The organism is Pleomorphochaeta caudata, from assembly GCF_055395745.1.
In genome coordinates, this window is the sequence record NZ_AP042458.1 from 1,783,375 (window position 1) to 1,795,150 (window position 11,776).

The 11,776-nt window shown below is 33.4% G+C and carries 9 protein-coding genes, 1 tRNA gene and 1 rRNA gene; all 11 read left to right on the forward strand.

Translation table 11 applies throughout. From position 1 onward, the window contains the following. Positions 1-8 precede the first annotated feature (8 nt). On the forward strand, positions 9-620 hold the full coding sequence (locus ACZ5RS_RS08325) for a V-type ATP synthase subunit E family protein (protein ID WP_464634364.1): 612 nt from the start codon (positions 9-11) through the stop codon (positions 618-620). After that, entirely contained in the window at positions 611-2,389 is a 1,779-nt protein-coding gene (locus ACZ5RS_RS08330; RefSeq protein WP_464634366.1) for a V-type ATP synthase subunit A, read from the forward strand. Before ACZ5RS_RS08325 ends, ACZ5RS_RS08330 begins: the two co-directional genes overlap by 10 nt. Beyond that, positions 2,379-3,800, forward strand: coding sequence for a V-type ATP synthase subunit B (locus ACZ5RS_RS08335; protein WP_464634368.1), 1,422 nt, complete (start codon positions 2,379-2,381; stop codon positions 3,798-3,800). Before ACZ5RS_RS08330 ends, ACZ5RS_RS08335 begins: the two co-directional genes overlap by 11 nt. Next, the gene (locus ACZ5RS_RS08340; RefSeq protein ID WP_464634370.1) at positions 3,797-4,438 is read left to right on the forward strand and encodes a V-type ATP synthase subunit D; all 642 of its coding nucleotides are present in this window, start codon (positions 3,797-3,799) and stop codon (positions 4,436-4,438) included. The genes ACZ5RS_RS08335 and ACZ5RS_RS08340 overlap by 4 nt, the downstream gene beginning before the upstream one ends. 37 nt (positions 4,439-4,475) lie before the next feature. Then, the gene (locus ACZ5RS_RS08345; protein WP_464634372.1) at positions 4,476-4,955 is read left to right on the forward strand and encodes a universal stress protein; all 480 of its coding nucleotides are present in this window, start codon (positions 4,476-4,478) and stop codon (positions 4,953-4,955) included. Between the two features lie 123 nt (positions 4,956-5,078). Beyond that, positions 5,079-5,531 carry a PTS sugar transporter subunit IIA gene (locus ACZ5RS_RS08350; RefSeq protein WP_464634374.1) on the forward strand — a complete coding sequence of 151 codons (453 nt, stop codon included), beginning with the start codon at positions 5,079-5,081 and terminating at the stop codon, positions 5,529-5,531. 42 nt (positions 5,532-5,573) lie between these two features. Continuing rightward, entirely contained in the window at positions 5,574-6,731 is a 1,158-nt protein-coding gene (locus ACZ5RS_RS08355) for a leucine-rich repeat domain-containing protein (RefSeq protein WP_464634376.1), read from the forward strand. Between the two features lie 83 nt (positions 6,732-6,814). Next, a complete protein-coding gene (locus ACZ5RS_RS08360) occupies positions 6,815-7,732 on the forward strand; it encodes a DMT family transporter (RefSeq protein WP_464634378.1) in 918 nt (305 codons plus the stop codon). A 74-nt stretch (positions 7,733-7,806) separates the two neighbouring features. Next, positions 7,807-9,483 (forward strand): MBL fold metallo-hydrolase RNA specificity domain-containing protein, encoded by a 1,677-nt coding sequence (locus tag ACZ5RS_RS08365; protein ID WP_464634380.1) that lies wholly within the window; start codon positions 7,807-7,809, stop codon positions 9,481-9,483. Between the two features lie 496 nt (positions 9,484-9,979). After that, a 16S ribosomal RNA gene (locus ACZ5RS_RS08370) occupies positions 9,980-11,521 on the forward strand. 164 nt (positions 11,522-11,685) lie between these two features. Beyond that, a tRNA-Ala gene (locus tag ACZ5RS_RS08375) sits at positions 11,686-11,759 on the forward strand. Positions 11,760-11,776: the final 17 nt, after the last annotated feature.

Genomic DNA, 11,776 nt, shown 5'->3' on the forward strand with positions numbered 1-11,776 from the left:
GAGTTATTTTGGATACTGACAATAAATTGCTAAAGGGAATTAGTTCTGAGGCACAAGAGCAATCGGATAAGATTTTATCTGATGCAGAACAACGAGTTGAAAATATATTCCTTCAATCTGAACATAGAATTAAAAAAGAATTAGAAAAAGAAGATAAAGAATTTGAAAATAGAATTTTAATTGAAAATTTAAAAGTTAAATCTTCAAAAAAAGCTACTCAAAGAAAAGTTCAATTATCTATTTTAGAAAAAAAGTACACATATTTATTTTCATCAATTAAGAAAAAGATTTATAAGACCTTAGAAAGTGATGAAGGTAAGACTCTTTTAGAAAAATGGATTTTAGAGGCTGTTCTTGGCTTAGGTTTAGATGAAGCTAAAATTTCTTTTTCTCCAAAATATCCTGTATCAGATACAATGTTAAAAAATGTTGTTAAGGTTGCAAAAAAAGATTATAACCTTGATTTAAAATTGCAATTAGATACAAGACGTTTAGTTGATGCTGGGATTGTTGCGACCTCTTTAGATGGTAAAGTATCTTTTAATAATCAAGTTGATATAAGAATGAGACGATTTGATCGAGAGATCAAAAAAGCAGTTCAGGAGGGCTTATGCCCATAAGAATTATTGGACATGTTAAACGTGTAAATGGACCAGTTATCACGGTTAATGATATAACTGATGCAAAAATGCTTGAACTTGTTCGAATTGGTGAACAACAATTAGTTGGTGAAGTTGTTAAATTATTTGACAATGAAGCTGTAATACAAGTATATGAAGATGCTACAGGAATTAAACCTGGAGATAATGTTTATGGTTCAAATATGCCATTATGTGTTGAATTAGGACCAGGGATAATAGGTTCAATTTATGATGGTATACAAAGACCTTTAGAAAAATTAGAAGAAGCTAGTGGAACATTCATTGCTAGAGGGTTAACTTATGATGGTATTGATCATAAAAAACTTTGGCATTTTAAACCTCTTATAAAAGAGGGTGATGAAATTTCTGCTGGAATGATTATTGGTGAAGTCCAAGAAAGTGAAACTATTGTACATAAAATATTAGTTGAACCTACAGTTGAAAAGGGAGTAGCTTCTAGTGTTGTTGCTGAAGGCGATTATACTATTGAAGATACTCTTGTAGTTGCCACTCAAGAAAGTGGTATTGAAAAGCAAATTTGTATGTTGCAAAAATGGCCAATTAGAAATCCAAGACCTGTAAAAAACAGAAAGCCTTTTAAAGCACCTCTAGTAACAGGATTAAGAGTTATAGATACTTTATTCCCAATTGCTAAAGGAGGTACTGTAGCTATTCCTGGTGGATTTGGAACTGGTAAAACAATGACACAACACTCAATTGCTCAATGGTGTGATGCTGATATTATTGTTTATATTGGTTGTGGAGAACGTGGTAATGAAATGACTGACGTTTTAAGAGAATTCCCACAATTAATTGACCCTAAAACCAATAAAAGTTTAATGGAAAGAACAATCCTTATTGCTAATACTTCAAATATGCCAGTATCTGCTAGAGAAGCTTCAATTTATACAGGTATTACTATTGCTGAGTATTATAGGGATATGGGCTATGCTGTTGCTATTATGGCAGATAGTACTTCAAGATGGGCTGAGGCTTTAAGAGAACTTTCAGGAAGAATGGAAGAAATGCCTGCTGAAGAAGGTTTCCCTGCATATTTAGCTACAAGAATTGCTCAATTCTATGAAAGAGCTGGATTAATGGAAACATTAAGCGGTAATGAAGGTTCAGTTTCAGTAATTGGTGCTGTATCTCCTCCAGGTGGGGACTTTTCAGAACCCGTTACTATGCATACAAAAAGATTCGTTAGATGTTTCTGGGGCTTAGATAGATCCTTAGCTTCTGCAAGACACTATCCAGCTATCAGTTGGACTGAAAGTTATAGTGAATACTTAGAAGATGTTAAAGCTTGGTGGAATAATCTAAGTGATGATACTTGGCAGAAAAATAGAAAAGAGATTATGGAATTATTGCAAAAAGAAGAGAGATTACAACAAATTGTAAAATTAGTTGGTGCTGATGCTCTTCCTGATTCTCAAAATTTCATTCTAGAAGTATGTAATATATTTAAAAATGCATTCTTACAGCAAAATGCTTTTGATAAAATCGATAGATATTGCGTTGTAGAAAAACAAATTAAAATGCTTTCTTGTATTTTAACTTATTGGCATAAAGGTCTTGAAGCAATTAATAAAGGTGTCCCTTTAGTTAAATTGAAAAGATTAAAAACAGTTCAAGAAATTTCTAAGATTAAATTTTCTATTAGCAACGATGATTTATCTGAAATAGATAAATTAGAATTAAGATTAGAAAGAAGTATTGAAAAACTTGGAGGCATTTATGAAGACTAATGAAGAAACATTAGATAAAAGATTGCTTGCCGGTCGTGAATATAGAGGGGTTAGCAGAATAGATGGCCCGTTAGTATATATGAAAAATACCCATCCAATTGGCTATGGTGAATTGGTTGAGGTTGTAGCTCCAGATGGAAGTATTAGAAATGGTCAAGTATTAGATACCAGTGATGAAGTTGTTTGTGTTCAAGTTTTTGAAGGTACAACTGATTTAACACTACCTGGTACTGGTATGCATTTCTTAGGGGAACCTTTAACTTTATCAGTTAGCGAAGGTATGCTTGGAAGAGTTATGAATGGCTTAGGTAAAAGCCGAGATGGCTCTCCAATTGCTCAAGGTGAATTTGATAGGGATGTTAATGGTGCTCCAATTAACCCAACAGCTAGAGTTTATCCACAAGATTTTATTCAAACTGGTATTTCAGTAATTGATGGGATGACTACTTTAATTCAAGGTCAGAAACTTCCTATTTTTAGTGGAAACGGTATGGCTCATAACCAATTAGCAGCTCAAATTGCTAAACAAGCAAAAGTAAGAGGTGGCGATAGTGATTTCGCTATTGTTTTTGCTGCTATGGGTGTTAAATACGATGTAGCTAGATTCTTTATTGATTCTTTTGAAGAAAGTGGTGTTATTGATAATGTAGCATTATTTTTATCTTTAGCAGATGACCCTTCTATTGAAAGAACAATTACTCCAAGAACTGCATTAACTTTAGCTGAATATTTAGCCTTTGATTTAGATAAGCAAGTATTAGTTATTATGACTGATATGACAAACTATTGTGAATCTTTGAGAGAAATTTCTACTCTTAGAGGTGAAATTCCATCTAGAAAAGGATATCCTGGATACTTGTATTCTAACTTAGCTGAGTTATATGAAAGATCAGGTAAGATAAGAGGTAGTAAGGGTTCTATTACTCAATTACCTATTTTATCTATGCCTAATGATGATATTTCTCATCCTATTCCTGACTTAACTGGATATATTACAGAAGGTCAAATTGTATTTGATAGAACTCTTCATGCTAGAGATTTATATCCACCAATTAACCCATTACCATCATTATCAAGATTGATGAAAGACGGTATTGGTAAAGGTATGACTAGAGAAGATCATCCCCATTTATCTAACCAATTATTCGCATCTTATTCACATGTTCAAGATGTTAGAAACTTAGCATCAGTTATTGGTGAAGAAGAATTAACAACAATTGATAAACAATATTTAAAGTTTGGTCAATTCTTTGAAAATCATTTTGTTGCTCAAGGTTTTGATGAAGATAGAAGTATTGAAGATACTCTAAATATAGCTTGGAAAGCTTTAGGATATTTACCTGCTGAAGAGCTTCAAAGACTTAGTGAAGAAGAGATTTACGAATACTGGCAGGAGAATGAAGACGAATGAACACAAATTTAGCTCCTACAAGATCTAATTTAATGAAATTAGAAGACAATTTAAAATTTGCAACTTTAGGCTATGAGCTTTTAGATCAAAAGAGACAAATCTTAATATCTGAACTGCTAGCTTTAGTTGACCAAGCTATAGATTACCAAAGCAGAGTTGATGCTGCTTTGGCAGTAGCAAGAGAAACTTTGAGCAAAGCAATTATCGAGATGGGGCGTTTAAAGGTTGGTAATTTGTGTGGTTCAACTAATATAGATTATAATATAAAAGTATCTCAAAGGAAGGTAATGGGTGTGGCCGTTCCTGTTGTTGAGACAAGTTTTAATGATAAAGGACCTTACTTTTCACAAGAAAGTTCTAATATTATTGCAGAATTAGGTATTCAACAGTTCAGTCAAGCTTTAGAATTAATGGGTAAGTTAGCTGAATTAAAAGTTTCAATAATGAGACTTAGTAGAGAAGTTAAAAAAACTATTAGAAAAGTTAATGCCCTTGAAAAGATTTCAATTCCAGAAACACGTGATACAATAAAATATATGAAAGGTCGTATCGAAGAAATTGAAAGAGAAAGCTTTATATTATTAAAGTCAGTTAAAGATAGATTGGAAAAACAAAAAGAGTTGAAAAAAAAGAAATAATAAAACAGTTTATAGTTTTGTTAAATAGGAGGCAACTATGGCAGTACCCTTTAAACATATTTTAGCTTATATTGATGGCACAGAGGAATCTATGTCTGCAATGATGTATTCAATATTATTAGCTAAACAGAACAAAGCAAAATTAGATATTATGTATGTAGTTAATACAAGAGCTCTTTCTGATCTTGTTAAAGCAGGTATTTTTTTGGATATGGAAAGAGCAGAATATCAAGAAGATCTACAAAAAGATGCTAGTAGATATTTAAAGCATGCTACTAAATTAGCAAAGATGAAAGAAGTTGAAGTTGAATGCATAGTAGAAGAAGGCTCTGCTCATAAAGTTGTTCGAGATTATATTAAACATAATGAAATTGATTTGCTTTTAGTGGGCGGAATAAGTGGAATCCGTTCAAGAAGAGATGAGTTAAATAGTGAAACTGATAGAATTTTAAGAACAGCATCTTGCCCAGTTTTAGTTATTAGAGATGACGAGGATATTTGGTCCGAATTTGAATAATGTTATTTATTGATTTGTAAAATATTAAAAAATTAAAATAATATTTGAATTGTTGATAAAAAAATAATATTATATATCTAAGATATACGGGATGAGAATCGAAAAAGTAATCAAGGATAAGTTATGAATTTAATAGATGTTTTAGATGAAAATTTAATAAAAGTACCTTTAGTAAGTACAACTAAAGACGAAGTACTAAAAGAATTAGTTGATGTATTAGCAGAAGGGAAGTCCTTAAATGCATCAGAAAGAGACACAGTTTTAGATGCTGTAGTGAATAGAGAAGCTCTAGGTTCTACAGGTATTGGTAAAGGTATTTGTATTCCTCACGCACAAAGTGATATAATTGATAACATTTGTGTAGTAGTAGGAGTTTCTGATAAGGCTATAGATTTTGATTCTCCAGATAATCTGAAATCAAAGTTATTCTTTTTAGTTGTAGCTTCTAATGGGGTTGCTTCGACTCATGTTGAAGTATTAGCAGCTATAGCTCGAAGTTGTTCTTCAGGGGTTTTTAGAAGAATGCTTGAGCAATGTAAAACTAAAAAAGAAGTATTGCAGTTATTTTCTGAATAAGAAATGACTGCATAGTTTTGCCTAAAATATAGGAGTGATTTAGTGAAATATGTAATTAAAGATGGCGTTTGCTTTGTAAAAGTGAAGGGTGTCTTATATGATCAGGAAATGGAAAATATAGTAAAGTTTCCAAACAAAAAAAATATTGAAGTATTTGAGGTGCCGGAAGAAATAACAGGGATTGATAATTCAGCATTTAAAAAGAATAAAAGTTTAAAAAAGATTTCTTTTTCAAAAAATACTAAACAAATTGGTAAGAAAGCTTTTAAAAAGTGTAAAAAATTAAAAAATATAATAATTCCAAAAGATGTAAGTATTATTGGGAAAAGTGCTTTTGAAAAATGTGTTAAGTTAAAACGTGTTGAATTTGAGGGTTCTGTTGAAAAATTAGGCAATGCAGTATTTTCTGGTTGTAAAGCATTGAAAGATATAAAATTGCCAGAAGGTATGAAGAAAATTCCTCCATATTTATTAAGTGAATGTAGTTCTTTAGCTGAAATTGAATTGCCTGAAACTATTAAAACTATAGGAGATTCTGCTTTTGCTACTTGTGTTTCATTAAAGCAAATTAGCTTTCCTGAAAATCTTGTAGAAATAGGTGATTTAGCCTTTGAAGATTGTTCAAAACTTACTCAAATAGATTTTAATAAAAAACTTGAAAAATTGGGTAATAGATCTTTTAAAGAATGTTCTTCTTTAAAGGCAGTTGAAGTTCCAGATAATATTAAGAAAATTGGTGTTGGAGCTTTTGAAGATTGTAAGCATTTGGTAGATATTAAATTACCAAATACTTTAACAGAAATTGATGAATTAGTATTTCATGGTTGCCATGATTTAGAAAATATTGAATTACCAGCTTCATTAACTAGTATTAATAGTTTTGCTTTTTCTAGTTGCAGGAGTTTAGCTCAATTAAAATTTAGTGAAAATTTAGAAAAAATTGAAAGTTGTGCATTTATTGGTTGTGTATCTTTAGCAAGTGTTGAAATTAATGAAAAACTTCAAGAAATAGGTAACAGCGCTTTTCAGTATTGTACGAGTTTAAATGAAATAACTATTAAATCTAGAAAGATTAAATTCGGTTCTTTAGTTTTTGATAGTTGTGAAGAAATTCAAAAAGTTAATCTTTATAAAGATAGCGAAGTCGAAAAGTATTTTATCGAAAAAGGATTTGAAGATAAAATAAGCTATCTTGAATAAAATAATATTTAATCCTTATTATTTTGTATAATTATATTGACTCTATTATATTTATTTATTAGACATTCTTTAAGGAAAAGATAATGAATACATATATTAGAGGAATTTTTATTACTAGCTTTGCTGCAATTTTATTTGGGCTAAATCCTTTGTTTGTTAATTATTTACAAACTAGTAATATAAATTTGTTGTGGACTCTTTTTGTCCGTTTTATTGGAAGTTTTTTAGTATTTCTTTTTATAAATTTATTCAAAAAGAATCCCATTATCTTGAAAAATAATTTTAAAGCATATTTTAAAATATTTATATGTGCAGCATTCTTTTTGTTAACCTCTGTATTTTTAGTATATTCATATACAAAAATACCTTCAGGTTTAACTACAGTATTACATTTTAGTTATCCAATAATTATTACTTTAATGAGTATTCAAGCAAAACGTGATACCTTTAATTTCCCATTAGTGATTTCTATTATATTGTCTATTTGTGGTGTAATATTAGTTACTAATCCTTCTGAAATGGAATTTAACTTAATGGGTATAATTTCAGCGTTGTTGTCTGCAATAGTTTTTAGCATATATTTATTTATGTTAAATGATAAAGATGTTAAGAAAATTGACAATGATGTTTTTGTGTTATTTTTAAATTTATTTTCTGTAATATTATTACTTATTGCATCAATATTTATCAAAGATGATTTTATATCAATAAAGAATGTAAATATCAATTTTATTTCTTCTCTTGGGATCTTAGGGTATATATTAGCGTCAGCTTTTGGTGCCTCTCTTTTTTCTTTTGGAACAAGAATTATTGGAGGACCTATTGCAGGGACAATTGGTGCCTTTGAACCTTTAACAGCTGTTTTTGTAGGTATATTATATTTAAATGAATCGTGTTCAAAATATTATATTTTTGGTGTTTGTTTAATATTATTGTCGACTGTTATCGTTTCACTATTTACAGCTAGAGGGAAAAAAGCTCGTAATTTGTTACATAATTAACATGCATTATATAATATTTTACTTATGAATTAAATGGGTGTATCCTATATGTATACAAACATATAGGAGTATATATGGATATTACTTTTTTTGGTGCTGCTAAACATGTTACAGGAAGCTGTACTTTTATTAAGTGTAACGATATTAATGTTTTAGTTGATTGTGGCCTTCCTCAAGGTCGTGATGCTAAAGATATGGGTGAAGATTTTTTCTTTGATCCTGCTACCATTGATTACGTGTTATTGACTCATGCTCATATTGATCATAGTGGAAGAATACCTCAATTAGTAAAAGAAGGGTTCAAAGGGGAAATTTGGGCGACATCTGCTACTGCTAGATTATGCGATATAATGTTAAGTGATAGTGGACATATCCAAGAAATGGAAGCTGAATGGAAAAGTAGAAAAAATGTTCGAGCAGGTAAAAATAAGGTGGAACCTTTATATACAGTTAGAGATGCTCAAGAAAGTTTAAATTATTTCCATGATTGTAGCTATAATGAAAAAATTAAATTAAATGATAATATAAGTATTCGTTTTGTTGATGCAGGGCATTTATTGGGATCCGCATCAATTGAAGTTTGGTTAGAAGAAGATGGAAAAAAACGTAAATTAGTATTTAGTGGTGATATTGGTAACTTTGATCAACCAATAATTGAAGACCCACAATATATTGAAGATGCAGATATAGTTGTTATGGAATCTACCTATGGGGATAGAATTCATGAAAAACCTGAAGGCGCAGTAGGTTATAATATACCAACTGTTGTTAGAGCTCGTGAATTAGCAAAAACAGTCCAATCTACATTTGATAAAGGTGGGAATGTAGTAATACCTGCTTTTTCTGTTGGTAGAACACAAGAGATTCTGTATTTATTTAGATATATAATCGAGAATAAATTATTACCTGAGTATCCTAATATACCAGTTTTTGTTGATTCTCCATTATCAGTAAAGGCTACGGAAATTTTTGCATCCTCTATTCAAGGTTATTACGATGAAGAAGCAATGAAATTGGTTAAACAAGGTATTAACCCAATTATATTCCCATCTTTAACTACAATTGTTGATGTTGAGGAATCAAAAGCTTTAAATGCTAGAAAAGAATCATGTGTAATAATTTCTAGTAGTGGAATGTGTGAAGCAGGTAGAATAAAACATCATTTGAAACATAATCTATGGAGACCAGAATCTACTGTAATATTTAGTGGTTATCAAGCCGGTGGTACTCTTGGAAGATCCATATTAGATGGAGCAAGACATGTTACTATATTTGGTGAACAAATTGATGTATTATGTTCAATTGTTTCATTACATGGAATATCAGGACATGCAGATCAACAAGGTTTATTAAAATGGATTGAATCCTTTAAGACTAAACCAAAACAGATATTCATTAACCATGGAGAAGCGGATGTTGCTGATTATTTTGCTTCTGTAGTTACTAATAAATTACATATTAAAGCTTTTGCTCCTGATGCATTACAAAGTTTCTCCTTGCTCGACACTACAGCATTACCAATGCAAAGTGAATCACCATTACCAAGTACAATTAGTGCTAAACTTAGAATGGCTACTTCAGAACTTATTAAAGAAAGAGAATCTCTTGAAGCTGTAGTTGCTAGAATGATATTAGCAAGTAAAAAAGATGATATCAGTGAAAAAGATGCTATTAGATTAACTAATGCAATTGAAAGATTGCAAAGTGATTTGGAATTTTTGGCAGAGAAATGGTGTGGAGACTGTAAATAAAATTATTTGATTACCTTATATGCTATATAGTGATTTTTATAAAATGCTATATAGCATTTTTTATGTAAAAAAAAATTATATTTTAATTAGTTGCAATAAAACGAATTAAAATATTTGTGTAATAAAAAAGAATTTTTTTTAAAAAAAAGTGTTTACAAAAAATTATTCTCGTGCTATATTCTCGATTGTGTTCAGCGATAAGAGCTAAGAATTGAAAGTTACTGATACTTTTGATGGGTTTTCAAAGCTTGGTATCTATTACGGACATTTTTTTATGATTAACTTAGTTAACCATAATTGTTATTTGAAATTACGAGCGTAAGGGAAGAGAAAGAAGAAAGCAAAAATACCGCAATTTTAATTGTGAATAGAGGGCTTTCTGTCAATTCAATAAATAAGAACTAAGATGAAATAAGCTAATGTTCGTTATAAAGCGAGTGACAGGAATTAAATAATTTTGTTAATTAATATTGTGATCTTTATGATCACATTTTATATAACGGAGAGTTTGATCCTGGCTCAGAACGAACGCTGGCGGCGCGTTTTAAGCATGCAAGTCGAGCGGTAAGCTAACTTCGGTTAGCCTAGAGCGGCGGACGGGTGAGTAACACGTGGATAATCTACCCCCTTGTTGGGAATAGCCTGTGGAAACATAGGGTAATGCCGAATAATACTTTTTAATCATAAGATTAGAGAGGGAAAGGCGCTACGGCGTCGCAAGAGGATGAGTCTGCGTCCCATTAGCTAGATGGTAGGGTAAAGGCCTACCATGGCAATGATGGGTAGCCGGCCTGAGAGGGTGATCGGCCACATTGGAACTGAGACACGGTCCAGACTCCTACGGGGGGCAGCAGCTAAGAATCTTCCGCAATGGACGAAAGTCTGACGGAGCGACGCCGCGTGAACGATGAAGGCCGTGAGGTTGTAAAGTTCTTTTCGAGAGGAGGAATAATGTTTGCAGGGAATGGTAGGCAGATGACGTGAATCTCGGAATAAGCCCCGGCTAACTACGTGCCAGCAGCCGCGGTAACACGTAGGGGGCAAGCGTTGTTCGGAATTATTGGGCGTAAAGGGCGTGCAGGCGGTGTTGCAAGTCTGGCGTGAAAGATCTCGGCTTAACCGAGGGAACGCGCTGGAAACTGTAATACTAGAGTACAGGAGGGGACATTGGAATTCCAGGTGTAGGGGTGAAATCTGTAGATATCTGGAAGAACACCGGTGGCGAAGGCGAATGTCTGGCCATGTACTGACGCTGAGACGCGAAGGTGCGGGGAGCAAACAGGTTTAGATACCCTGGTAGTCCGCACAGTAAACGATGTACACTAGGTGGTGGGTAATAATATTCGCTACCGAAGCTAACGCATTAAGTGTACCGCCTGGGGAGTATGCTCGCAAGGGTGAAACTCAAAGGAATTGACGGGGGCCCGCACAAGCGGTGGAGCATGTGGTTTAATTCGATGATACGCGAGAAACCTTACCAGGGCTTGACATATATTGGACGAAACTAGAGATAGTTTTTCCCTTCGGGGTCGATATACAGGTGCTGCATGGCTGTCGTCAGCTCGTGCTGTGAAGTGTTGGGTTAAGTCCCGCAACGAGCGCAACCCCTACTGCCTGTTACCATCACGTTATGGTGGGGACTCAGGTGGGACTGCCGGTGACAAACCGGAGGAAGGTGGGGACGACGTCAAGTCATCATGGCCCTTATGTCCTGGGCTACACACGTGCTACAATGGCCGGTACAAAGCGCAGCTAAGTCGCGAGGCTAAGCGAATCGCAAAAAGCCGGTCTCAGTACGGATTGGAGTCTGCAACTCGACTCCATGAAGTTGGAATCGCTAGTAATCGCATATCAGCATGATGCGGTGAATACGTTCCCGGGCCTTGTACACACCGCCCGTCACACCATCCGAGTTGGGGGTACCCGAAGTCGCTAGTCTAACCAGTAATGGGGGACGGTTCCGAAGGTATGCTTGGCGAGGAGGGTGAAGTCGTAACAAGGTAGCCGTACCGGAAGGTGTGGCTGGATCACCTCCTTTCTAATAAGAAAGGCAAGTATCTAGGAATCTCACAGCCAGATACGAAATACTGATAGGATGTTATCCGATAGGTGAAAGACCTATCAAAAAAAAGCAAAGACCCTCTATAGGTATAAAAAAGCTTTTAGACTTCTCTTCCCGCTCATAATTATAAAAAAGACAACGGGGGCATAGCTCAGTTGGCTAGAGCATCGGCTTTGCAAGCCGAGGGTCAGGGGTTCGAGTCCCCTTGCCTCCAATAGAAAAAGATATTTG

Bases quoted from the DNA above. Each gene is read 5' to 3' on its own strand.
- ACZ5RS_RS08330 (WP_464634366.1), top strand. From the start codon at position 611: ATGCCCATAAGAATTATTGGACATGTTAAACGTGTAAATGGACCAGTT.
- ACZ5RS_RS08335 (WP_464634368.1), top strand. From the start codon at position 2,379: ATGAAGACTAATGAAGAAACATTAGATAAAAGATTGCTTGCCGGTCGT.
- ACZ5RS_RS08340 (WP_464634370.1), top strand. From the start codon at position 3,797: ATGAACACAAATTTAGCTCCTACAAGATCTAATTTAATGAAATTAGAA.
- ACZ5RS_RS08345 (WP_464634372.1), top strand. From the start codon at position 4,476: ATGGCAGTACCCTTTAAACATATTTTAGCTTATATTGATGGCACAGAG.
- ACZ5RS_RS08350 (WP_464634374.1), top strand. From the start codon at position 5,079: ATGAATTTAATAGATGTTTTAGATGAAAATTTAATAAAAGTACCTTTA.
- ACZ5RS_RS08360 (WP_464634378.1), top strand. From the start codon at position 6,815: ATGAATACATATATTAGAGGAATTTTTATTACTAGCTTTGCTGCAATT.
- ACZ5RS_RS08365 (WP_464634380.1), top strand. From the start codon at position 7,807: ATGGATATTACTTTTTTTGGTGCTGCTAAACATGTTACAGGAAGCTGT.